Raw genomic sequence first — 23,049 nt, 5'->3', positions numbered from 1 at the left:
GAAAAAATGGTCTAAAACGTGATCAATTTAACACCTTGCTCATTGACCGTAAAGAAAGATGCGCTACATACCAGTGTAGCACCGTTCGTTACGTGTAAATTCCTTCATACGGTCGGGAGGTTTTTCTCGTCATTATTCACTGACAGTGATGATGCAGCGCCTTTCCTCTCACTTACGTTTGAGCGTAACGCTGACATCCCTTTGATAAGGATGTTAGGATGGTCAATGATTGATAATGACGGTAACAAGCATGTTAGACAATGTTTTGAGAATTGCCACACGCCAAAGCCCCCTTGCGCTCTGGCAGGCACATTATGTCAAAGACGCCTTAATGGCAAACCACCCAGGTCTGATCGTAGAACTGGTTCCTATGGTAACCCGTGGCGATGTGATCCTTGATACCCCGCTGGCGAAAGTCGGAGGGAAAGGGTTGTTTGTTAAAGAGCTGGAAGTCGCGCTGCTGGAAAAACGCGCCGATATCGCCGTGCATTCCATGAAGGATGTGCCGGTTGAATTCCCTGACGGTCTTGGACTGGTCACCATTTGCGAGCGAGAGGATCCGCGTGATGCTTTCGTCTCAAATAAGTACAACACGCTGGATGAACTCCCCGCAGGCAGCATCGTTGGGACATCCAGTTTGCGTCGCCAGTGCCAGTTGGCGAAGCGTCGCCCGGATCTCGTCATCCGTTCGCTGCGCGGCAACGTAGGCACGCGCCTCAGCAAACTGGATAACGGCGATTATGATGCCATTATTCTGGCGGTCGCTGGATTAAAACGTTTAGGTCTTGAGTCGCGAGTCCGTACCGCTCTGCCGCCGGAAGTCTCCCTACCCGCTGTCGGACAAGGCGCAGTAGGCATAGAATGTCGACTGGATGATATGCGCACTCAGGCGCTGTTAGCGCCGCTCAACCATGAAGAGACGGCGCTACGCGTCAAAGCAGAACGCGCCATGAACACCCGCCTGGAAGGGGGATGTCAGGTACCTATTGGTAGCTATGCCGAAATCATCGACGGTGAGATTTGGCTACGTGCGCTGGTCGGCGCGCCAGACGGTTCACAGATGGTATGCGGAGAACGTCGCGGCGCCACACAGGATGCCGAACAGATGGGCATCTCTCTGGCAGAAGAACTGCTGGAGAACGGTGCGCGCGCCATTCTGGCTGAAGTTTATAACGGAGAAGCACCCGCATGAGTATTCTGGTCACCCGCCCGTCTCCCGCTGGGGAAGAGTTAGTGAGCCGTCTGCGCACACTGGGGCAGGTGGCCTGGAGTTTTCCGCTCATCGAGTTTTCACCTGGTCGGGAACTGGCAACGCTTGCTTCCCGACTGTCGGCGCTGACGGAGAACGATCTGGTCTTCGCCCTCTCGCAGCACGCCGTTACCTTTGCAGATGCCGAGCTTCAGCAGCAAGAGAAAAGCTGGCCATCCCTTCCGCGGTATTTTGCCATTGGCCGTACAACGGCGCTGGCGCTGCATACTGTTAGCGGCTTCAATATTCACTACCCTCTGGATCGGGAAATTAGCGAAGTCTTGCTACAATTACCTGAATTACAAAATATTGCGGGAAAACGCGCGCTTATATTACGCGGCAACGGTGGCCGTGAGCTGATAGGTGAAACCCTGACGGCACGCGGAGCCGATGTCGATTTTTGTGAATGTTATCAACGCAGTGCAAAATATTACGATGGTGCAGAAGAAGCGATGCGCTGGCAATCCCGTGGCGTAACCACGGTGGTCGTCACTAGCGGAGAGATGCTACAACAGCTCTGGACGCTTATTCCACAGTGGTATCGTGAGCACTGGTTACTACGCTGTCGGCTGCTGGTCGTCAGTGAGCGTCTGGCGCACCTCGCCCGGGAACTGGGCTGGCAAGATATTAAGGTCGCTGATAACGCCGACAACGATGCGCTACTACGCGCATTACAATAACTCTCATAATGGGATGCCATAATGACGGAACAAGAAAAATCCTCCGCCGTGGTTGAAGAGACCAGGGAGGCCGTGGAAACCACGTCACAGCCAGTTAATACTGAAAAAAAGAGTAAGAACAGCACGGCGCTGATTCTGAGCGCTGTGGCGATTGCTATTGCGCTGGCAGCAGGCGTTGGGCTGTACGGCTGGGGGAAACAACAGGCAACAACACAAACGGCAACCAGCGATGCGCTGGCGAACCGGCTGACGGCACTGCAAAAAGCGCAGGAAAGCCAGAAAGCTGAGCTGGAAGGTATTATTAAACAGCAGGCAACACAGCTGGATGAAGCCACTCGCCAGCAGGCCGCGCTGGTCAAACAGCTTGATGAAGTCCAGCAAAAAGTCGCCACCATCTCCGGCAGCGATGCTGGAACATGGCTGCTGGCGCAGGCTGATTTCCTGGTGAAACTGGCTGGTCGCAAATTATGGAGCGATCAGGACGTCACCACCGCCGCCGCGCTGCTGAAAAGCGCCGATGCCAGTCTGGCAGATATGAACGACCCGAGCTTAATTACCGCGCGACGTGCGATTACTGACGATATCGCGAGCCTCTCCGCGGTGACTCAGGTCGACTATGACGGCATTATCCTGAAAGTGAATCAGCTCTCTAATCAGATCGATAACCTGCGTTTGGCCGACAACGACTCCGACGATTCACCGATGGACTCGGACAGCAGCGAGCTTTCCAGCTCGATTAGCGAATGGCGTGTCAATCTGCAAAAAAGCTGGCAGAACTTTATGGACAGCTTTATCACCGTGCGCCGTCGTGATGAAACTGCCGTACCGCTGCTGGCACCGAACCAGGACGTTTACTTACGTGAAAATATCCGTTCCCGCCTGTTAGTAGCGGCCCAGGCCGTGCCGCGTCATCAGGAAGAGACATACCGCCAGGCGCTGGAAAATGTCTCCACATGGGTGCGTGCTTACTACGACACCGACGATGCAGCGACCAAAGCGTTCCTTGAAGAAGTAGACCAACTGAGCCAGCAAAGCATCAGTATGGATGTCCCGGAAACGCTGCAGAGTCAGGCTATTCTCGACAAGTTAATGCAGACCCGCGTACGTAATTTACTGGCGCAACCTGCCACAGCACCGGTAGCAGCAGCGCCAGCGCCTTCGACAGACGCTCCGGCAACCGCGCCGCAAGGAGAATAATGATGCTAAAAGTATTGTTGCTCTTTGTGCTGTTGATCGCCGGGATCGTCGTCGGTCCGATGATAGCCGGTCATCAGGGCTATGTGCTGATCCAGACGGATAACTACAATATCGAAACCAGCGTGACGGGCCTGGTGATCATCCTGATCGTCGCCATGGTCGTCCTGTTTGCGATTGAATGGCTGTTGCGCCGAATTTTCCGCACCGGCGCACATACCCGTGGGTGGTTTGTGGGTCGTAAACGTCGTCGCGCCCGTAAGCAGACCGAACAGGCGCTGCTCAAACTGGCAGAAGGTGACTATCAGCAGGTTGAGAAGCTGATGTCGAAAAATGCCGATCATGCAGAACAACCAGTAGTGAATTACCTGCTGGCGGCAGAAGCGGCTCAGCAGCGCGGTGACGAAGCTCGCGCCAACCAACACCTTGAGCGTGCTGCCGAACTGGCGGGAAATGATACGATCCCGGTAGAAATCGCTCGCGTTCGCCTGCAACTGGCGCGTAATGAAAATCACGCCGCACGCCACAGCATAGACAAACTGCTGGAAGTAACGCCACGTCATCCGGAAGTGCTGCGTCTGGCTGAGCAGGCCTACATTCGCACCGGCGCATGGAGTTCCTTGCTGGATATCATCCCATCCATGGCAAAAGCGCATGTGGGTGATGACGAGCACCGCGCCATGCTGGAACAACAGGCATGGGTTGGCTTGATGGATCAGGTCCGCGCCGATCAGGGCAGCGAGGGGCTGCGTGCATGGTGGAAAAACCAGAACCGTAAAACTCGTCATCAGGTTGCTTTGCAGGTAGCAATGGCTGAACATCTGATTGAGTGTGACGATCACGATACGGCGCAGCAGGTCATCATTGATGGTTTGAAACGTCAGTACGATGACCGTCTGGTGTTGCCGATCCCGCGTCTGAAAACCAATAATCCGGAACAGATAGAAAAAGTGCTGCGCCAGCAGATTAAAGCCGTGGGCGATCGCCCGTTGCTGTGGAGTACACTGGGTCAGTCGTTAATGAAGCATGGGGAATGGCAGGAAGCCACGCTCGCCTTCCGTGCCGCTCTCAAACAGCGCCCGGATGCCTATGACTACGCCTGGCTTGCTGACGCGCTGGACAGACTGCATCAGCCGGAAGAAGCCGCCACCATGCGTCGTGATGGCCTGATGTTGACGTTGCAGAACAACAATCCCCCGCAGTAACTCCTGAATGCCCGGTAGCGCTTTCGCTTACCGGGCCTACATATTTTTCAATCGTATACACAAAATCATTCGAGAAGCAGTTCGAAGGATTTTGTGTATGCATAAAAAAACGCCCGCTCGGTAAGTAGCAGGCGTTAAACAGGTCTGTATGACAACATAAATGGGTGCTTCACTCAACGTTATGTCCATGGTGTTTGATGAGGCTACGCGACATCTGTCTGTGGACGATAAGCACCGTAAATGGCTCTGCATCATTCCTGAGTTTATGAGGCCAGAGGGCGAACATAAGAGATGGAATGAGCATCTACCCGCATATTATTGCACAAGGCATGCCACGATTGCACTGCAAAAACCAGGTATTCGGACTTTTTAAGACATCAGGTAATTCGCGGGAATAAAGGCTGAGAAGGGAAAATCAGAAAACAAAAAACCCCGCCGAAGCGGGGTTCAAAATTGGTCGGCGAGAGAGGATTCGAACCTCCGACCCACTGGTCCCAAACCAGTTGCGCTACCAAGCTGCGCTACTCGCCGTTTTACTGCTTTTTGAATTTTTAGTTCAATTCTTTAAGTCGTGGTGCGAGGGGGGGGACTCGAACCCCCACATCCTAAGGACACTAACACCTGAAGCTAGCGCGTCTACCAATTCCGCCACCTTCGCATTTCACAACTTTAAATTAATGGGGTGGCTAATGGGATTCGAACCCACGACAACTGGAATCACAATCCAGGGCTCTACCAACTGAGCTATAGCCACCACTGCAAATCTTTTACGCGGTATTAAAACCACCGCAGCTCTGGCACCCTACTAAATGGTGCGCCCGACAGGATTCGAACCTGAGACCTCTGCCTCCGGAGGGCAGCGCTCTATCCAGCTGAGCTACGGGCGCTTAGCGCCGTTGCGGGGCTGGATATTACGGAGGTCTCGGTCTTCTGTCTAGTGCTTTTTTAAAATAAATTATCGTTTGGTCATGGTTTGTGCGTTTTGTCGCTTATTCCCGCAATTTATGGGCTGTGCCATGACGATTCAGACCAAAAACCTTATAAATGAACGTCACGGCCAGTAAGAAACCCATGCCAACAAAAAGCGACATTCGGGTATCTTCATTAAAGTACATGCCAATTAATACGCAAATCAGGAACGCCATCGTCAAATAATTCGCCCACGGGAACAGAATGGAGCGGAATGGATGACTGGCAATCGCCGCTTTATGCGCCTGACGAAAACGCAGCTGGCTTATCAGGATCACAAACCACGGCACCATCCCCGGCAACACGCTGGCGCTATAGACATAAACAAACACGCGCTGCGGATTGGGAATGATGTAGTTCAGGCACGAACCAATCAGCAGGATCGCGATAGAAATGGCCACGCCGGCAACCGGTACGCCATGGCGAGAAACTTTCCCAACAGCGGCGGGGAGCTGGCGATTCTTGGCCAGCGCGTAGAGCATACGCCCACAGCTGTACATGCCGCTGTTACAACCCGACAGCGCCGCCGTCAGGACCACAAAGTTAATAATCCCCGCCGCGGCGGTAATACCAATCTTGGCAAAGGTGAGAACAAACGGACTGCCGTTGCTGCCAATTTCATTCCACGGGAAAATAGTGACGATAACAAAAATTGCGCCAACGTAGAAAATCAGGATACGCCACAGCACTTTACCTACCGCGCTGCGCAGCGTGACCTGTGGGTTCTTCGCTTCACCTGCAGTAATGCCGATCAGCTCCACGCCCTGGTAAGAAGCCACGACAATACACAATGCCGTCAGGAAACCCTTCCAACCACCGGCAAAGAAACCGCCGTGTTCGGTCAGGTTGCCAAAGCCGATAGCCTGACCGCCATTACCAAAACCGAAGAAAATCACCCCTAACCCAATGACGATCATCACAATGATGGTGGTCACTTTGATCATGGCAAACCAGAACTCAATTTCACCATACAAGCGAACTGCGGCGAGGTTCGCCAATGCAACCAATCCGACCGCGACCAGTGCGGGTATCCATTGCGCCATTTCAGGGAACCAGAACTGGACGTACACCCCGATGGCGGTAATCTCTGAGATCCCCACCGCCATCCACATAAACCAGTATGACCAGGCGGTGAGATAGCCAAAGAAGGGGCTCATATAACGGTGAGCGTAAACAGCGAATGAACCGGCAACCGGCTCGAGGAATAACATCTCCCCCATAGAACGCATAATGAAAAATACGAACAGCCCGGCGACGATATACGCCAGCAGAACCGAAGGTCCCGCCCATTTCAGGGTACTGGCGGCCCCCATAAACAGCCCGACGCCAATAGTGCCCCCGAGGGCAATTAATTCGATGTGACGAGCCTCCAGCCCACGCTGTAGCTCAGGTTTGTTCTCGGCCATAAATCCTCTTGTTGTGTTTGCATACTGTCCGGTATTACCGGTTCTCGTTATGGGTACATCTTGTTATGTCATAACAGGCCATACGACACCGACCGCTTAGCGATTGGCGTCAAAACTCCACGGCACTGGAATGATTGTTGCGAATGGTTTCCTAAAATCGCTTAAATGGCAATTAAAGCATTCAAAAAATGAATACATTGTGCGAGAAAGCAGCGATTATGTTGTAAATAAGTAGCGTAATTAGCAGATCACGCTACTTATCAGAGGAGAGAGGGCGTCAGAGGTTGCCGGTATAGTGCCAGCGGAGATAGCGTAATAAGCGAAGTTGTCGAGTAATACGGCTCGGTTGCGACAATAAGCGATACAGCCACTCCAGCCCCAGATTTTGCCAGATTTTAGGCGCACGCTTAACGTGACCGGTAAAGACGTCGTAGGTGCCGCCCACGCCCATATACAGCGCGTCGGGGTGAGTCTTGCGGCAATCACGCATAAAGATCTCTTGTTTCGGCGAACCCATCGCCACCGTCACAATTTGCGCGCCGCTGGCGTGAATACGCTCAAATAACGCCTGACGCTGCTCTGGGGTAAAATAACCATCCTGGCTACCCACAATGTTCACACGCCACTGTGCACGTAGTTTTGCTTCTGTTTGCGCCAGAACTTCAGGCTTGCCACCAACCAGGAAAACAGGCGTTCCGTTTTGCCCAGCTCGCGCCATCAGCGCTTCCCAAAGATCAGCACCGGCCACACGTGAAACCTGCGCCTGCGGGAATTTTTTGCGCACCGAACGCACCACGCTAATCCCATCCGCATATTTGAACTCCGCGGCGTTGATCAGCTCCCTCACTTCAGGATTATCTTCTGCTGTCAGCATTTTCTCAGCGTTGATAGCCACCAGCGTTCCTGACCTGAGGTGTCCTTCGGCAAACAGGTAATTCAGCGCATGTTGCATATCGCGCCAGCCAATCAGTTGTAATCCGCGCAGCGAATACAGCGGCGCAGTTGTGTTATCTGTCATTACGATCCTTCAATTTGTGTCCGGGGCAGCGACTTGATTCGTTTATGGATGAGTCCTGCGCTATCGAATAGCCAAAACAGCAGTTTTGCCATCAGTAGGCAAACGCCAAAAATCACGAGGAAAAAGACCACTCGCGAGACAAACGAATCCAGCCCTTCACGTGCCAACACGATCATATTGAAAATGGCGCCAAAACAGAAACTGTGCAAAATCGCCGCCTTATAGCGATTGGTTTCTTGGTTACCTAGCTCATACAGCCAGTCGAACCACTTGATAATGAGTCCAACGACAATCGCGCCTAATGGTATAAAAAGCGCCCCGCCCATCACCACCAGTGAACCAATTAACGTCGGCGAAATCGCCAGTCCTGAGTGGTTGTTCAACACTTCCCAGGTAAAGTAGTTCGCTGAGTTGAGTACAATACTCGGCCGCCCAGGCCACAGCCAGGAAGGAATAAAGACGTAGAAGTCACGGACGATCGGCGCCAGCCCCTGGAACTCAATATTGTGGTAATTCTGCAGCAACAGCGCCAGGTTCTCCCACGGCGAGAAGGTGTCGCGCGTAAGGTACAGGAACGTATAGAACGCCTCATCGCCGCTAACGCTCATTCCGTAGCGCTTCAACGCCAGCCAGAACATCCCGACAATACCCAGCACGCCTGCTGCGACCAACATCCACAGCGAAATCCAGCCGCGAATAATGCCGATAAACAAGAAGATGGCAAACGCGATAATGATATTGGCGCGCGTCCCACCCACAATCATATAGGTCAGCAAACCAAACGCGACGGTACTCACCAGGAAGAACAACCACGCTTTGCTGTCCTGACGCAGGAAATAAACCACCAGCATGGCCGGAATGAAGAAGTAGAAGAAACGCTTCAGAGCGACCCCAGAGACTTCGCTGGAAAAAATCTGGCTATAGGATTGCAGTCTGAACAGCAGGAATCCGTTGTGCATAAAGAAGACGCCCACGCTCACCAGCGCAATCGCCATCAGGATAACCCAGGTCAAATGGGCTTCAACGCGATTGATGGTAAACAGCGGCCTGCGCGGCTTACCCTCTACTCGCTTACGCAATCGCGTTTTATACGTCACGTAGTAGACGGCATAGAAACAGGCTGCTGACAGCAAGGCCTGCAGCAGGATCTCCGGCGGAGCCACTGCCACATCAAAGCGGAACACCAGGATGCTGGTTAACGGGAATCCGAAGAAGAACGTCAGCAAGAACAACAATGAGAAGAAAACATTGAAGTTAAAACGTACGCGGCGGAACTCAAACCAGGTCAGCGTGGCGATAAACAAGGTGGAGAGCAGCCAGACTACCAGCAGACCGCTGAATTGCATCAGGCTCATACGGTTTCTCCTGAAGCAATGCGCAGCGCGTTATACCACGGCTGCAGATAATTCGGGCTAAAGAAGGTAATCGTGTTTTTATCTACCGATGCCAACTGGCGCTGCGCTTCACGTACGACGCCTTCATTGAGATCATCCGTGGTAAATAACACTGGAAGATTCTGTTCCACCATATCCTGCCAGAAGGGATTTTCACGGTTGAGCACGCACGGGATACCCGCCTGGATCAGCAAACACAGGGTACCGATCCCCTGCTGCCGGGCAAAAATAAAGTAACCCAAATCGCATTGCCGCAATAATGTTAGATAGGCATCAAATTCCAGCTTTTCACTTAAAATTTGCAGATTATCAGCGCTAAATAATGCCATACCGGCCTGGCGAACCTCGTCGATATAGGCCTCATTATTGGCGGGGTAACCCATCGGCACAATCACGTTCACCGTGTCGCCGAACTGCTGATGGACAGCACGCAGCGCGGCAACATGCTCATTGCTGCGATCGCCAGAGTTGCCAACCAGCACCGTCATCTTGCCGCTGCGCTGACAATCATTGCTCATGTTATTGAGTGAAGGATCCATTCGCGTTGGGAAATAGAGCAACTCACCCCGTACATGCGGATGTTGCTCGGCGAAATAACGTAAATCGCCCCGAGTGGCAAATACGCAGCCCACGCGGTTCTGCGCCATGCGGCGAATCGGGTAAAACAGGCGGAATTTCAGCCCACTGGAGACTTCGTATAAATCAGCACCCCAGATATGCCAGTAAAACTGCGTCGGTTTAATTCCCCCGCTCAGCAGCGCCAACCACAGGCTGGTGTTGAACTGACCGTGGAAGAAGAATCGCTGTTGGCGATTCGCTTTTGCTTTCGCAATAACTGCTTCGGCTAACGCTTTTTTCCCGCTGTAGAAACTCAGCGATAACGCCGGGCAGCTCTCACTGAATCCCGCATCCTGACCGGCAACCATAAACGTGCGCGCGTGCTCGCTCGTCGCGGCAAGCGAGTCGTTGAAAAACCGCAGCACGGTTTGGTTATGGTGAGGGATATCCGATCCCAGAACGTGAATCAGTACAGTCATGCCCGCCTACGCCAGAGTAAAAACACGCCACAACAAAGAGAAAAATAGACGATGTACGTTGCCATATAAGCCTGTGCCGCTCCCAGCGCACCATGTGCAGGGATCAGCCAGTGAGCAAACACCGTCAATAACATGAACTGGCTAATTTCAGCCAAAATATAAAACCGCAGTGATGCTTTCGCGATCACCAGATACCCAAAGACATACGCCCCAACTTTTAGTACATCGCCAACCAGTTGCCAGGCAAACAGATCGCGCATGGCGGTGAATTTTGCGGAGAAAAGCAGCCAGATAGCAAAGTCACGCAGCAGCCAAACGGTAAAGCTCGCAACGGCAACTGCTGGTAACACGAACTTCAGCGACTTAACCACCTCGCGCGTAATGTCGCGCTTTTCAGTCAGTCGCGACAACGTCGGCAGCAAGTAAACGCTGAATGAAGCGGTAATGAATTGCAGATAAGCATCAGAGATACTGCTTACCCCCTGCCAAATCCCCACATCATCCCAACTGTACTGCGCCGCCAGCAGGTTTCGCATCATCACGTATGCCACAGGCAACGTTACGGAGGTAATCAGCGCCATCAGCGTAAACTTGCTTAGCTGTCCAGCCAGACCGTTATCCCACGAGGGTTTCAGGTAATGCAGAGGAATCGCCCCGCGCTTAATCAGCATAATAGCGGCAGGGATAACGACCAACGCGGGCACTAACGCCAGACCCAGCAAAGCGCCTTCATACCCTCCCAGGCGATAACAGCCATAATAAGCCACTACGCCCACCAGACTACCCACAATCAGCGACAGCGCGTTACCCGCCGCATCGCGAAACCCCTTCATCAACGCCAGCAGCAGATTCGCCCAGGCAATGCCCATCTGCACCAGCGCAACCAGTCTTACCAGCCCCTGATAATGAGTATGACCAAACAATCCCTGACTGATTGGTGCGGCCGCCAGCAGAAAAATCACCGCCATCAGCGTAGAGAATCCCAGCACCATCGCGGAAGATGTACCGACGACCTTGCGGAGCCGGGTCGAATCGTCATGGTGCTGCGCAACATATTTCGTGACGCCGTTGAAAATGCCGGCCCCCGCCAGGACACCAAGCACGGTGACCATCTGGCGGAAGTTACCCGCCTGCCCCACGCCTGCCGGGCCAAACGACACCGCCAGCAGCTTCACGACCAGCAAACCCGCACCAATTTTTACCAGCGTACTGGCTGCCGTCCATAAGGACGCTTTAGCAAGCGACATTTCAGGCGAAGTAGTTGAGTAAGGTCGAAATTACCGTTCGCTGGTTGACCGGCGACAGGTTGTAGAACAGCGGTAAACGCAGCAAACGCTCGCTCTCTTTGGTGGTGTAACGATCAACACCGGCAAATACGCCGAATTTGTCGCCAGCCGGGCAATCATGCAGCGGGATATAGTGGAACACCGCCATAATTTCAGCTTCTTTCAGGAAGTTAATCAACGCTGTGCGATCGTCGATATCGCGCAGCTTGATGTAAAACATATGGGCGTTTTGCACGCAGTCGTCCGGTACAGAAGGCAGCTCGATACGTCCGGCACGCGCCAGCGGTTCAAGAGCATCATAGTAGTTCTGCCACAGCGTCAGACGCTGCTGGTTAATGCGGTCAGCTGCTTCCAGCTGCGCCCACAGATAGGCGGCCTGTAGATCGGACATCAAATAGCTGGAGCCGATATCACGCCAGGTATATTTATCTACCTGGCCACGGAAAAACTGGCTGCGGTTTGTCCCTTTTTCACGGATGATCTCTGCACGTTCGACTAATTTTTTATCATTAATCAGCGTCGCGCCGCCTTCACCACCTGCGGTATAGTTTTTGGTCTCATGAAAGCTAAAGCAACCGATGTGACCAATCGTCCCCAGCGCCCGACCTTTGTAAGTCGACATAACGCCCTGGGCCGCATCTTCCACCACAAACAGGTTATGTTTGGTCGCCAGCGCCATAATAGTATCCATTTCGCAGGCCACGCCCGCGTAATGCACCGGCACAATCGCGCGGGTTTTGTCGGTGATCGCCGCTTCAATCAGCGTTTCGTCAATGTTCATGGTATCCGGGCGGATATCAACAAAGACAATTTTCGCGCCTCGCAGCACGAAAGCATTGGCCGTGGAGACAAACGTATAGCTTGGCATAATGACTTCATCGCCAGGCTGGATATCCAGCAGCAATGCCGCCATCTCAAGCGATGCGGTGCAGGAAGGCGTCAGCAATACTTTCTCGCTGCCAAAATGCTGTTCCAGCCACTGCTGGCAGCGACGGGTAAAACCGCCGTCGCCACACAGTTTGCCGCTGTTCATCGCAGCCTGCATGTAATCGAGTTCAGTGCCCACCACCGGCGGTGCGTTAAATGGAATCATCGTGTCACCTGTATAACCAATACGCGGTGCTTTCCACATTCGCACCACTGTGTATATAACGTTTAAGCGCGGCGGTATTGCCCATTTGGGTCGCCACACGCAGTGCTGTTTTACCGTGAGCCTGCGCCCAGCAAAGCGCGGCCTGCATCAGTTCTGCTCCCGCCCCACGCCCGGCTAGCAGGCCAATTCGCGCCTCGGTCGCATTCAGTTCACGCAGCGAGACATAGCCACGAATCTCACCTGTTGGTGTACGAAAAACGAGGCATTGATGATCGAACGTCCCCAGCACCGCGTTTTCAATCCACTGCGCATAAAAACGCGCGCTGGCATCTGCGGCATACCACGGGGCGCGAAAACGACTTTGCGCGAACGCCTGTCCTGCCAGATGGCGTAATGCAGGGATATCCGTAGTTTGTGCGACCTGCGCACCGGGGTCACCATGCGCACACGTCACTGGCAGCACAAAATCCACTTCACCTTCAACCAGTGAGAAGCCCAGCTGTTGCAGGGCATCTAATGCTTGGGTATTGGCGGCAGGTATTTTTGCCTGTACCCGCGACCAGGGCTGCAACGCATCCGCAGTCAGAACCGACGCGTGTTGGTCAAAACGCACAATGGCGCTATGCACGCCAAAGAACGTATTTTCCCAGCTAAGCGGCTCAATACTGGCGCGGATTTTCACCGCCAGACCCCTTTGGTATCAACGACATATTGCTGGTGAACCGCATCGCCTTTAATGGCTTTAAATTCATTGTGGTCGACCAGCAAGACCAGCACATCGGCGCTTCCCAGGGCATCGTCCAGCGTTGCCAGTTGGCACAGACCGTCCAGTTTTTTCGGCAGTTGATGGATATTCGGTTCCACTACCAATGTTTCGCCTTTGTGCCAATGCGCGATACTTTGCGCAATTCCCATCGCCGGGCTTTCACGTAAATCATCAATATTCGGTTTAAATGCCAGACCAAAACAGGCAATTTTCACTTCGCTGGCCCGTTTATTGGTATCCGCCAGACAGTCGGCCACGGCAGCTTTTACCCGATCGACCACCCAATGAGGCTTACCGTCGTTGACCTCACGCGCGGTGCGAATCAATTTCGCCTGCTGCGGGTTCTGCGCCACGATAAACCACGGATCAACCGCGATACAGTGCCCGCCAACACCCGGACCCGGTTGCAAAATATTCACGCGCGGATGGCGATTTGCCAGGCGAATCAGTTCCCAGACGTTGATCCCCTGATCGGCGCAAATCAGCGACAACTCATTGGCGAAGGCGATATTGACGTCGCGGAAGCTATTTTCAGTCAGCTTGCACATTTCCGCAGTGCGGGCGTTGGTCACGACACATTCACCCTCAAGGAAAATGTTGTACAGTTCGCTAGCACGCGCGGAACAGACGGAGGTCATTCCCCCAATCACGCGGTCGTTTTTAATCAGTTCAACCATCACCTGACCCGGCAGCACGCGTTCAGGACAATAAGCAATGTTAACGTCAGTCTGTTCCCCGACCTGCTGCGGGAAAGTCAGATCAGGACGCATTTCAGCCAGCCATGTGGCCATCTGTTCGGTAGCCCCGACAGGCGACGTTGATTCAAGGATCACCAACGCGCCTTTTTTCAGCACCGGAGCAAGAGACTTGGCTGCGGCTTCCACATAAACCATATCGGGTTCGTGCTCCCCCTTAAACGGAGTAGGCACAGCAATCAGATAGGCATCCGCATCTACAGGGGTTGTGGTCGCACGCAGAAATCCATTTTCGACCGCCGTTTTCACCACGGCGCCCAAATCAGGCTCTACGATATGAATTTCACCGCGATTAATGGTATCCACCGCGTGTTGATTTACATCTACGCCAATCACATGCTTTTGACGGGAAGCAAAGGCAGCCGCCGTCGGCAGTCCGATATAACCCAGCCCAATGACAGAAATGGTCGTAAAACTCATAGCGATATCCGATTATTTTTTAACGCGTGTAAAATACGGTCACATGCCTGCCCGTCACCATACGGATTATGGGCGCGGCTCATGGTCTGATATTCATTGTCGTCATGCAGCAAACGCGTGACTTCTTCGACAATACGCTGCGGGTCTGTCCCTACCAGACGTACTGTGCCTGCAGTAATCGCTTCCGGACGTTCCGTCGTTTCGCGCATCACCAGTACTGGTTTCCCCAGAGATGGGGCTTCTTCCTGAATCCCACCGGAGTCGGTAAGGATCAGCCAGGCGTGATTCATCAGCCAGACAAACGGCATGTAATCCTGCGGTTCAATCAGGATGACGTTTTCAACGTGACCCAGAATGCGATTCACCGGTTCGCTGACGTTAGGATTCAGGTGCACCGGATAGACAATCTGTACGTTCTGATTGGACGCAGCAATTTCCGCCAGCGCATGGCAAATGTGTTCAAAACCGCGACCGAAGCTTTCCCGACGATGACCGGTCACCAGTATCATCTTTTTATCCGAGCTCAGGAAAGGGTAATGCTCTGCCAGTTCAGCTCGTAATGCATCGCTCGCCAGTACGCGGTCGCGCACCCAGATCAACGCATCAATAACCGTATTACCTGTAACGAAGATACGGCTATCAGAAATGTTTTCCCGTAACAGGTTTTGGCGCGAGTTTTCTGTTGGCGCAAAATGATACATAGCCAGACGCCCGGTCAGCGTCCGGTTCGCCTCTTCCGGCCAGGGAGAGTAGAGATCACCAGTACGTAAACCCGCCTCCACATGCCCTACCGGAATACGCTGATAGAACGCGGCCAGGCTAGTAGCGATGGTGGTCGTGGTATCGCCGTGAACCAACACAACGTCAGGTTTAAAATCAGCCAGAATAGGCTTTAATCCTTCAAGTATTCGGCAGGTAATTTCTGTTAGTCCCTGACCTGGCTGCATAATATTGAGATCGTAGTCAGGTACAATGGAAAAAAGGTTCAACACCTGATCGAGCATCTCCCGATGCTGCGCCGTGACGCAAACTTTTGCCTCAAAATCAGGATCTTTTGCCAGCGCATGAACCAGAGGTGCCATTTTTATGGCCTCTGGTCGCGTGCCAAATACAGTCAGTACTTTCACATCGATTCTCTTCGGATTGGCAGTGAGGGCCCAGCCCCTCACTGCAACGATATTGCTAAATCGTGCGGCGGCGGGTTAACGCGACACCAGCACCGATCAGAGCCCCAACGATGCCCCACATAATCATCAGGAAAGCACGACGAGGGCTGTCACGTTTTACCGGTTCTTCCGGCGTACGCAAATAACGATAGGTCTGAAAACGCGGATCCAGAGTTGGCCCAACGTTCAGTGTGTTAAGCATGGCTCGGTTTTGGAAGTAGTCCAGATCGAAATCGGGACCAACAGATTGCAGGTTTTCGAGTCGCGCCTGCAGCATAGGGCGTCCAAGCAAAAACAGTTCTGAATCAGGTAACTCTTCAGCCGGAACGTCAGTGGAAGTACGCGAAATATTATGCTGTTCAGCAATTTTGAGCGCCTGCTCAATGTTGTGAACTCGGCGAGAAAAAATCGATTTCGCCACTTCTTCCTGGCGTTTAACCTGCGCCTTCATCTGCACAGTGCGCGCAGCCCAGGCTCCCTTTAACTCGTCGTTCAGATGACGCGCTGCACGCTGACTGGCAAACGCGATGTACTGACGCAATAGATTGTTGGCATCAGGTGCCGTCTCGGCAATCAGCTTCACGCTGTCATTGGTATTACGAACCGCATCGCCAGGCATAAACTGAATGTTATTGATCAGTTCATCCAGCATCGCCGCATCGGCTTTACTGTTCCCCACCATACGTTGCTTGTAGTAATCAGTCTGCTGCCAGAATTCACGGCGCGTATCCCATGAGGCAAGCTGCATGATAAATTCTTTATAGGCTTCATCCATCACTGATGGCTGATCCGCTGATGCAAGACTGGCCTTGATGTCCAGGTTACGTAAGAACTGCTGCTGAGAGTAATAGCCGCCCAACATATTAACCGTTGGCCTGTCTGAAATCGCCGTCGCGCTCCACTCCTGACGAGCAAAAAACGTATAGGCTAGAGCGACTAACGCGAAGGCGAGAGCCATACCGACGATCCACACCTTCCCTGTCCACAAAGTACGAAACAACCCACGGATGTCCAGTTCATTTTCAGCGCTCATGGCATGTTCCCCCGGTAATGGTTGTGTCATCGTACCCTCAATTTATTTGGTTAAGTTTGGTTTACTGTCACGGTTTCTACGCAACTTGCGCTTCCAGCGTTTGATAAATCTCGCTACCTTCCAGGCACGTTTAATACAATAGTCGTACAAGACAAATGCCAGTAAAAAGAGCACAAGCATCACCCATTCCGGAACGATCCGAGAATATTCAGCCAACACGCCGATAGAAGCCAGGATCGCAGCAGCCAGCGTAATCAGGACAAAAGCCTGTCGGGAAGTAAACCCGGCGCGCATAATTAAATGGTGAATATGTTGGCGGTCCGGGGAGAAAGGGCTCATACCTTTACGTAAACGACGATACATGATCGCCACCATATCCATTAACGGAATGGCAATAATCCACAGTGCGGTGACCGGGCTAATAGGATGCGTTTTACCTTGAGTGGTCTCCAGCAGGATCCAGATTACCGTAAAGCCAATCAGCGTACTCCCTGCATCGCCCATAAAGACCTTATAGCGACGTCCGAGAATACCAAGGTTCAGTAGGATGTAAGGCAGAATGGCGGCGATCATGGCAAAACACCAGATTGCCAGGCTTGTCTGGCCGTCAAACCACAAGATAAGCCCCATTGCGGCGAATGAGACACTGGATAGCCCGCCTAACAGACCATCAATCCCATCCACCATGTTAAAGGCGTTAATTGCAGCCCAAACGGCGAAAAGGGTAAGGAAATAGCCAAAAGGCCCGAGCACCATCTCCCAAGGGCCAAAAATGAACCCAAGGCTCAACAGATAGAGCTTACCTACCGTCATCATAATGATGCCGATGATAGCCTGGATGGTCGCGCGGATTTTTACACTGATATCAAAGCGGTCGTCCAGCGCACCAATAAACACCAGTACACCGGCACAAGCCAGGTAGAGAGTCGCATGCGGGATATAATAATCGGCGATGAGAAACGTAAAGCAAATACCTGCGTAAACTGAAATCCCTCCAACCAGCGGAATCAGTCCCTGATGACGTTTACGGAAATTGGGTTTATCCACCAATCCAATCTTTTTCGCGACCTTGCGAGCAAAGAAAAGAAACAGCGTTGTGAATAAAAAAATACTGATGAGATCAGTACTTGCTGTCAGTAAATTCACTATACATGCTCTCAGAGAATATCAATATATGAAGTATAACCATCCAGGCGATTATTCAGAAGAGAAACCCGACTCCATACCAGGTGGTTCTGTATGATTATTAACCACAAAATACGAATTACAACCCTTCGTCACCAGGCGGTATGTCATACCGGATTATTATTATTGTGTCGTTAAGATTACATCCACAAAAGCAAAACGCCACGTAAAAACGTGGCGTTTTCAGATGATGCCTGAATCAGGAACGCTTCATCATATCGAAGAAGTCGTCATTGGTCTTGGTCATCGCCAGTTTGTTAATGAGGAATTCCATTGCGTCGATTTCACCCATAGGATGGATGATTTTGCGCAGGATCCACATTTTCTGCAGCTCTTCCTGGGTGGTGAGCAGCTCTTCTTTACGGGTACCGGAACGGTTGTAGTCGATAGCCGGGAAGACGCGTTTTTCAGCAATCTTACGGGAGAGATGCAGTTCCATGTTGCCGGTACCTTTAAACTCTTCGTAGATAACTTCATCCATTTTAGAGCCGGTATCAATCAGCGCAGTCGCGATGATGGTCAGGCTACCGCCCTCTTCCACGTTACGTGCAGCACCAAAGAAACGCTTCGGACGATGCAGGGCGTTGGCGTCCACACCACCGGTCAGTACTTTTCCGGAAGCAGGAACCACGGTGTTATATGCACGTGCCAGACGAGTGATGGAGTCAAGCAGAATGATAACGTCTTTCTTGTGTTCAACCAGACGTTTCGCCTTCTCGATAACCATTTCCGCAACCTGAACGTGGCGGGAGGCAGGTTCGTCAAAGGTAGACGCAACCACTTCACCTTTCACCAGACGCTGCATCTCGGTAACTTCTTCCGGACGTTCGTCAATCAGCAGCACCATCAACACGCAGTCAGGATGATTGTATGCAATGCTCTGCGCGATGTTCTGCAGCAGCATGGTTTTACCCGCTTTCGGCGGAGCAACAATCAGACCACGTTGGCCACGACCGATCGGCGATGCCAAATCCAGTACACGTGCCGTTAAGTCTTCAGTAGAACCATTACCACGCTCCATACGCAGACGAGAGTTTGCGTGCAGCGGCGTTAAGTTCTCAAAGAGGATTTTATTACGGGCGTTTTCTGGTTTGTCGTAGTTAACTTCGTTAACTTTCAACAGCGCAAAGTAGCGTTCACCTTCTTTCGGCGGGCGAATCTTACCAGAAATGGTATCACCAGTGCGGAGGTTGAAACGGCGGATTTGGCTGGGAGAAACGTAGATGTCATCAGGACCGGCGAGGTAGGAGCTGTCTGCAGAGCGGAGGAAACCAAATCCATCCTGCAATATCTCCAGCACACCGTCACCAAAGATATCTTCGCCACTCTTTGCGTGCTGCTTCAGGATGGCAAAAATAATGTCCTGCTTGCGCATACGAGCCAGGTTTTCAAGGCCCATATTTTCGCCGAGAGTGATCAGCTCAGAAACCGGCGTATTCTTTAATTCGGTAAGATTCATAATGGTGTGAGTTCTTAAACTTGGGGTAAATCTCGAACTTAATGTTGTGAATGGTATGGCAGGGTCATCCATGCCTGTTTACGGCCATCAACTCATGTCTGTTCGCTGTCTGGTCACAGGAAAGTACGCAGAACTGAAACGACAAGACGGATTGAGTGACAAGCCAGGAATCTGTCCACTTCTCGCGCGAGAAACAACGGGAAGTATTGGATATAACTAGATTCAAACTTAATAAGGTATGTTTAATACGAAGTCAACACTAACTTAGCACGACTCAAGTCGGGCGTCCAGTCATCCGAATCATTTCGAAGTATGGTCGCCCGATCATGAGACTTCCTTACGCTAAATTAGCGTCGAGGAATTCTTTCAACTGACCTTTGGACAGCGCGCCGACTTTTGTCGCCGCAACTTCGCCGTTTTTAAACAGCAACAGGGTCGGGATGCCACGGATACCATACTTCGGCGCGGTGCCTGGGTTTTGGTCAATGTTCAATTTAGCAACCGTCAGTTTGCCCTGATATTCGTCAGCGATTTCATCCAGAATCGGAGCGATCATTTTGCACGGACCGCACCACTCTGCCCAGAAATCAACGAGGATTGCTCCGTCCGCTTTGAGTACATCCGTGTCAAAACTGTCGTCAGTCAGGTGAATAATTTTATCGCTCATAATAACTCCACAGGAATAAGCCTGGTGCATTGGTGTAGCATTAATCAACGACGTGTTGATGTAGCATTAACCAACTAAAGGTTGACTTTATTTCACCGGATACGCTTTCGTAAAGCAATAGTAAGCTGATATTCTACCACACTATGAGCAAAACACATTTAACAGAACAGAAGTTTTCCGACTTCGCCCTGCACCCAAAGGTGATAGAAGCCCTTGAAAACAAAGGCTTTCATAACTGCACGCCCATTCAGGCCCTCGCGCTGCCGCTAACGCTGGCTGGTCGTGATGTTGCCGGGCAGGCGCAAACCGGTACCGGAAAAACGATGGCGTTCCTGACGTCAACGTTTCATTATCTTCTCTCTCATCCCGCGATTGCCGATCGCAAGGTGAACCAACCGCGTGCGTTAATTATGGCGCCAACGCGTGAGTTAGCCGTGCAGATCCACGCCGATGCCGAGCCGCTGGCACAGACCACTGGTCTGAAATTAGGCCTGGCGTATGGCGGCGACGGTTACGATAAACAGCTGAAAGTGCTGGAAAGCGGCGTCGATATTCTTATCGGCACGACCGGTCGTCTCATCGACTATGCAAAACAGAACCACATTAATCTGGGCGCGATTCAGGTCGTGGTGCTGGATGAAGCCGATCGTATGTACGATCTGGGCTTTATTAAAGATATCCGTTGGCTGTTCCGTCGTATGCCGCCAACCACCCAACGTCTGAATATGCTGTTTTCTGCAACCCTCTCTTATCGCGTTCGCGAACTGGCGTTCGAACAAATGAATAACGCTGAGTACGTTGAAGTCGAACCGGAACAGAAAACTGGCCATCGCATTAAAGAAGAGCTCTTCTACCCCTCCAACGAAGAGAAAATGCGTTTGCTGCAAACGCTGATTGAAGAAGAGTGGCCAGATCGCGCCATTGTTTTTGCTAACACCAAGCATCGTTGTGAAGATATCTGGGGCAGCCTTGCTGCAGACGGCCATCGTGTCGGTCTGCTGACCGGTGACGTGGCGCAGAAAAAACGTCTGCGAATCCTCGATGAATTCACCCGTGGCGATATCGACATTCTCGTTGCGACGGATGTTGCTGCACGTGGTCTGCATATCCCAGCCGTAACGCACGTATTTAACTATGACCTGCCGGATGACTGTGAAGATTACGTTCACCGTATTGGTCGTACCGGTCGTGCTGGTGCAAGCGGTCACTCTATCAGCCTCGCTTGTGAAGAGTACGCGCTGAATTTACCCGCAATTGAGACCTATATCGGCCACTCGATTCCGGTCAGCAAATATAACCCGGATGCGCTGATGACCGATCTGCCGAAGCCTTTGCGCTTAACGCGCCCGCGCACAGGCAATGGCCCACGCCGTACCGGTGGTGCTCCGCGTAATCGTCGTCGTTCAGGTTAAGAAACGTTATGCCATACACAAAATCATTCAGCCTGTATCAAGGCGGCAAGAAAACGAATCCTGATGAACCTACTTTAGTAAGTGATTCGGGTGAGAGAACGCAGCCAACACAGATACAGGTTGAAGGATGAAGTGTATGAATTCTACTTCGCTGTATGCGGCAATCGATCTCGGATCAAATAGTTTTCATATGCTGGTTGTACGCGAGGTGGCAGGAAGCATCCAGACGCTCACTCGTATCAAACGCAAAGTGCGTCTGGCTGCTGGACTCAACGGTGACAACGAGCTCTCTGTTGAAGCAATGGAGCGCGGCTGGCAATGTTTGCGCCTGTTTGCAGAACGTCTGCAGGATATCCCGCATCCACAAATCCGCGTGGTCGCCACGGCAACATTACGCATCGCCGTAAATGCCGATGTGTTTATTGCTAAAGCGCAAGAGATCCTCGGCTGCCCTGTCCAGGTGATTAGCGGTGAAGAAGAAGCGCGCCTGATTTATCAAGGTGTGGCCCACACTACCGGCGGTGCAGATCAGCGTCTGGTCGTCGACATTGGCGGGGCCAGCACTGAACTGGTTACCGGTTCTGGCGCGCAAACCACTTCCCTGTTCAGCCTGTCAATGGGCTGCGTCACCTGGCTCGAACGCTATTTTACCGATCGTAATCTGGCACAGGAAAACTTTGACGAGGCCGAGAAAGCCGCTCGCGAAGTTCTGCGCCCGGTCGCCGACAAACTGCGTTTTCATGGCTGGAAAGTTTGCGTTGGTGCCTCTGGCACCGTCCAGGCGTTGCAGGAAATCATGATGGCGCAGGGCATGGATGAGCGCATTACGCTGGCCAAACTTCAGCAGCTTAAGCAGCGCGCCATTCACTGCGGTCGTCTGGAAGAGCTGGAAATCGAAGGGTTAACGCTGGAACGTGCGCTGGTTTTCCCCAGCGGGCTGGCCATTCTGATTGCTATTTTCACCGAACTGAACATTCAATGCATGACCCTGGCCGGCGGCGCATTACGTGAAGGTCTGGTCTACGGTATGCTGCATCTGGCGGTGGATCAGGATATTCGTAGCCGCACATTACGCAATATCCAGCGTCGCTTTATGGTCGATACAGAGCAAGCACATCGCGTTGCCAATTTAGCGACTAAATTTCTCGATCAGGTAGAAAAAAAGTGGCATCTTGAACCGATTAGCCGCGAATTACTGATTAGTGCCTGTCAGCTGCATGAAATTGGCCTAAGCGTTGATTTTAAACAGGCACCACAGCATGCCGCTTATCTGGTGCGCAATCTCGATCTCCCGGGTTTTACCCCTGCGCAAAAGAAACTGCTAGCGACGCTGTTACTCAACCAGACCAATCCCGTCGATCTCTCTTCGCTCCACCAGCAAAACGCAGTGCCACCGCGCATCGCGGAGCATCTTTGTCGTTTGCTACGCCTGGCGATCATCTTCGCCAGTCGTCGCCGTGACGATCTTGTGCCGGAAATTCAATTGGATGCAAGAAACGAGCACCTGACGGTCACTCTACCAGAAGGCTGGCTGGAACAGCATCCGCTGGGTAAAGAGTTAATCGATCAGGAAAGCCAGTGGCAAAGCTATGTCCATTGGCCGCTGGACGTTCATTAGATGTTGGTTGCCGGATAGTGCTTACACATATCCGGCC

At 52.2% G+C, this 23,049-nt stretch carries 20 protein-coding genes and 4 tRNA genes; 6 read left to right on the top strand and 18 right to left on the bottom strand.

Annotation, left to right across the window (positions count from 1 at the left end; all coding sequences use genetic code 11):
• The first annotated feature begins 250 nt into the window (after positions 1 to 250).
• The 4 genes from hemC to hemY are packed head-to-tail and all read left to right on the top strand — an operon-like array spanning position 251 to position 4,328.
• On the top strand, positions 251 to 1,192 hold the full coding sequence (hemC, locus tag OGX67_RS01350) for a hydroxymethylbilane synthase (protein ID WP_003841203.1): 942 nt from the start codon (positions 251 to 253) through the stop codon (positions 1,190 to 1,192).
• Positions 1,189 to 1,929: a uroporphyrinogen-III synthase gene (gene hemD, locus OGX67_RS01345; protein WP_005133323.1), complete on the top strand. Its 741-nt coding sequence runs from the start codon at positions 1,189 to 1,191 to the stop codon at positions 1,927 to 1,929. The genes hemC and hemD overlap by 4 nt, the downstream gene beginning before the upstream one ends.
• Positions 1,930 to 1,950: 21 nt before the next feature.
• The gene (gene hemX / locus OGX67_RS01340; protein WP_257651976.1) at positions 1,951 to 3,126 is read left to right on the top strand and encodes a uroporphyrinogen-III C-methyltransferase; all 1,176 of its coding nucleotides are present in this window, start codon (positions 1,951 to 1,953) and stop codon (positions 3,124 to 3,126) included.
• Between the two features lie 2 nt (positions 3,127 to 3,128).
• The gene (gene hemY / locus OGX67_RS01335) at positions 3,129 to 4,328 is read left to right on the top strand and encodes a protoheme IX biogenesis protein HemY (protein WP_003017958.1); all 1,200 of its coding nucleotides are present in this window, start codon (positions 3,129 to 3,131) and stop codon (positions 4,326 to 4,328) included.
• A gap of 454 nt (positions 4,329 to 4,782) precedes the next feature.
• Here hemY and OGX67_RS01330 read toward each other — a convergent pair.
• From OGX67_RS01330 to trxA, 18 genes are all read right to left on the bottom strand, one after another.
• Positions 4,783 to 4,859, bottom strand: a tRNA-Pro gene (locus tag OGX67_RS01330).
• Positions 4,860 to 4,900: 41 nt separating this feature from the next.
• Positions 4,901 to 4,986 (bottom strand) — tRNA-Leu (locus tag OGX67_RS01325).
• Positions 4,987 to 5,006: 20 nt separating this feature from the next.
• Positions 5,007 to 5,082 (bottom strand) — tRNA-His (locus OGX67_RS01320).
• A gap of 56 nt (positions 5,083 to 5,138) precedes the next feature.
• Positions 5,139 to 5,215, bottom strand: a tRNA-Arg gene (locus OGX67_RS01315).
• A gap of 102 nt (positions 5,216 to 5,317) precedes the next feature.
• The gene (gene thrP, locus OGX67_RS01310; protein ID WP_003841199.1) at positions 5,318 to 6,703 is read right to left on the bottom strand and encodes a bifunctional threonine/serine APC transporter ThrP; all 1,386 of its coding nucleotides are present in this window, start codon (positions 6,701 to 6,703) and stop codon (positions 5,318 to 5,320) included.
• 277 nt (positions 6,704 to 6,980) lie between these two features.
• Positions 6,981 to 7,721, bottom strand: a complete 741-nt coding sequence (gene wecG, locus OGX67_RS01305) for a lipopolysaccharide N-acetylmannosaminouronosyltransferase (RefSeq protein WP_003017964.1) — start codon at positions 7,719 to 7,721, stop codon at positions 6,981 to 6,983.
• Positions 7,721 to 9,076, bottom strand: a complete 1,356-nt coding sequence (wzyE, locus tag OGX67_RS01300) for an ECA oligosaccharide polymerase (protein ID WP_003017967.1) — start codon at positions 9,074 to 9,076, stop codon at positions 7,721 to 7,723. The genes wecG and wzyE overlap by 1 nt, the downstream gene beginning before the upstream one ends.
• A complete protein-coding gene (locus OGX67_RS01295; RefSeq protein WP_054528917.1) occupies positions 9,073 to 10,152 on the bottom strand; it encodes a TDP-N-acetylfucosamine:lipid II N-acetylfucosaminyltransferase in 1,080 nt (359 codons plus the stop codon). The genes wzyE and OGX67_RS01295 overlap by 4 nt, the downstream gene beginning before the upstream one ends.
• The gene (gene wzxE, locus OGX67_RS01290; protein WP_257651977.1) at positions 10,149 to 11,399 is read right to left on the bottom strand and encodes a lipid III flippase WzxE; all 1,251 of its coding nucleotides are present in this window, start codon (positions 11,397 to 11,399) and stop codon (positions 10,149 to 10,151) included. Before wzxE ends, OGX67_RS01295 begins: the two co-directional genes overlap by 4 nt.
• Before the next feature lies 1 nt (position 11,400).
• Positions 11,401 to 12,531, bottom strand: a complete 1,131-nt coding sequence (gene rffA / locus OGX67_RS01285; protein WP_257651978.1) for a dTDP-4-amino-4,6-dideoxygalactose transaminase — start codon at positions 12,529 to 12,531, stop codon at positions 11,401 to 11,403.
• Between the two features lie 4 nt (positions 12,532 to 12,535).
• Positions 12,536 to 13,213, bottom strand: coding sequence for a dTDP-4-amino-4,6-dideoxy-D-galactose acyltransferase (gene rffC / locus OGX67_RS01280; RefSeq protein WP_003841192.1), 678 nt, complete (start codon positions 13,211 to 13,213; stop codon positions 12,536 to 12,538).
• On the bottom strand, positions 13,210 to 14,472 hold the full coding sequence (gene wecC / locus OGX67_RS01275; protein WP_071696993.1) for a UDP-N-acetyl-D-mannosamine dehydrogenase: 1,263 nt from the start codon (positions 14,470 to 14,472) through the stop codon (positions 13,210 to 13,212). Before wecC ends, rffC begins: the two co-directional genes overlap by 4 nt.
• Positions 14,469 to 15,599, bottom strand: coding sequence for a non-hydrolyzing UDP-N-acetylglucosamine 2-epimerase (wecB, locus tag OGX67_RS01270; protein WP_194858112.1), 1,131 nt, complete (start codon positions 15,597 to 15,599; stop codon positions 14,469 to 14,471). Before wecB ends, wecC begins: the two co-directional genes overlap by 4 nt.
• 55 nt (positions 15,600 to 15,654) lie before the next feature.
• Positions 15,655 to 16,701, bottom strand: a complete 1,047-nt coding sequence (gene wzzE / locus OGX67_RS01265; RefSeq protein WP_194858113.1) for an ECA polysaccharide chain length modulation protein — start codon at positions 16,699 to 16,701, stop codon at positions 15,655 to 15,657.
• Positions 16,702 to 16,713: 12 nt separating this feature from the next.
• Complete coding sequence (gene wecA, locus OGX67_RS01260) at positions 16,714 to 17,817, bottom strand: UDP-N-acetylglucosamine--undecaprenyl-phosphate N-acetylglucosaminephosphotransferase (RefSeq protein ID WP_257651979.1); 1,104 nt, start codon at positions 17,815 to 17,817, stop codon at positions 16,714 to 16,716.
• A gap of 238 nt (positions 17,818 to 18,055) precedes the next feature.
• The gene (rho, locus tag OGX67_RS01255; protein WP_002437993.1) at positions 18,056 to 19,315 is read right to left on the bottom strand and encodes a transcription termination factor Rho; all 1,260 of its coding nucleotides are present in this window, start codon (positions 19,313 to 19,315) and stop codon (positions 18,056 to 18,058) included.
• An 87-nt stretch (positions 19,316 to 19,402) separates the two neighbouring features.
• Complete coding sequence (locus tag OGX67_RS01250) at positions 19,403 to 19,522, bottom strand: rho operon leader peptide (RefSeq protein WP_049259789.1); 120 nt, start codon at positions 19,520 to 19,522, stop codon at positions 19,403 to 19,405.
• A 130-nt stretch (positions 19,523 to 19,652) separates the two neighbouring features.
• Positions 19,653 to 19,982 (bottom strand): thioredoxin TrxA, encoded by a 330-nt coding sequence (trxA, locus tag OGX67_RS01245; protein WP_001280776.1) that lies wholly within the window; start codon positions 19,980 to 19,982, stop codon positions 19,653 to 19,655.
• 143 nt (positions 19,983 to 20,125) lie between these two features.
• On the opposite strand from trxA, the gene rhlB reads away from it, so the two are divergent.
• A complete protein-coding gene (rhlB, locus tag OGX67_RS01240; protein ID WP_003017994.1) occupies positions 20,126 to 21,394 on the top strand; it encodes an ATP-dependent RNA helicase RhlB in 1,269 nt (422 codons plus the stop codon).
• Between the two features lie 136 nt (positions 21,395 to 21,530).
• On the top strand, positions 21,531 to 23,012 hold the full coding sequence (gene gppA / locus OGX67_RS01235) for a guanosine-5'-triphosphate,3'-diphosphate diphosphatase (RefSeq protein WP_257651980.1): 1,482 nt from the start codon (positions 21,531 to 21,533) through the stop codon (positions 23,010 to 23,012).
• The last annotated feature ends 37 nt before the right edge of the window (positions 23,013 to 23,049 follow it).

The sequence above is a fragment of the Citrobacter sp. Cf118 genome (assembly GCF_030334095.1).
Lineage (GTDB): Bacteria > Pseudomonadota > Gammaproteobacteria > Enterobacterales > Enterobacteriaceae > Citrobacter > Citrobacter freundii.
The sequence above is the reverse complement of the archived record's forward strand: the minus strand, read 5'-3'. Positions and strand labels throughout refer to the sequence as shown.

Excerpts from the sequence above, each read along its gene's own strand:
- hemC (WP_003841203.1), top strand. The coding sequence starts at position 251 with ATGTTAGACAATGTTTTGAGAATTGCCACACGCCAAAGCCCCCTTGCG.
- hemD (WP_005133323.1), top strand. The coding sequence starts at position 1,189 with ATGAGTATTCTGGTCACCCGCCCGTCTCCCGCTGGGGAAGAGTTAGTG.
- hemX (WP_257651976.1), top strand. The coding sequence starts at position 1,951 with ATGACGGAACAAGAAAAATCCTCCGCCGTGGTTGAAGAGACCAGGGAG.
- hemY (WP_003017958.1), top strand. The coding sequence starts at position 3,129 with ATGCTAAAAGTATTGTTGCTCTTTGTGCTGTTGATCGCCGGGATCGTC.
- thrP (WP_003841199.1), bottom strand. The coding sequence starts at position 6,703 with ATGGCCGAGAACAAACCTGAGCTACAGCGTGGGCTGGAGGCTCGTCAC.
- wecG (WP_003017964.1), bottom strand. The coding sequence starts at position 7,721 with ATGACAGATAACACAACTGCGCCGCTGTATTCGCTGCGCGGATTACAA.
- wzyE (WP_003017967.1), bottom strand. The coding sequence starts at position 9,076 with ATGAGCCTGATGCAATTCAGCGGTCTGCTGGTAGTCTGGCTGCTCTCC.
- OGX67_RS01295 (WP_054528917.1), bottom strand. The coding sequence starts at position 10,152 with ATGACTGTACTGATTCACGTTCTGGGATCGGATATCCCTCACCATAAC.
- wzxE (WP_257651977.1), bottom strand. The coding sequence starts at position 11,399 with ATGTCGCTTGCTAAAGCGTCCTTATGGACGGCAGCCAGTACGCTGGTA.
- rffA (WP_257651978.1), bottom strand. The coding sequence starts at position 12,531 with ATGATTCCATTTAACGCACCGCCGGTGGTGGGCACTGAACTCGATTAC.
- wecC (WP_071696993.1), bottom strand. The coding sequence starts at position 14,472 with ATGAGTTTTACGACCATTTCTGTCATTGGGCTGGGTTATATCGGACTG.
- wzzE (WP_194858113.1), bottom strand. The coding sequence starts at position 16,701 with ATGACACAACCATTACCGGGGGAACATGCCATGAGCGCTGAAAATGAA.
- rho (WP_002437993.1), bottom strand. The coding sequence starts at position 19,315 with ATGAATCTTACCGAATTAAAGAATACGCCGGTTTCTGAGCTGATCACT.
- trxA (WP_001280776.1), bottom strand. The coding sequence starts at position 19,982 with ATGAGCGATAAAATTATTCACCTGACTGACGACAGTTTTGACACGGAT.
- rhlB (WP_003017994.1), top strand. The coding sequence starts at position 20,126 with ATGAGCAAAACACATTTAACAGAACAGAAGTTTTCCGACTTCGCCCTG.
- gppA (WP_257651980.1), top strand. The coding sequence starts at position 21,531 with ATGAATTCTACTTCGCTGTATGCGGCAATCGATCTCGGATCAAATAGT.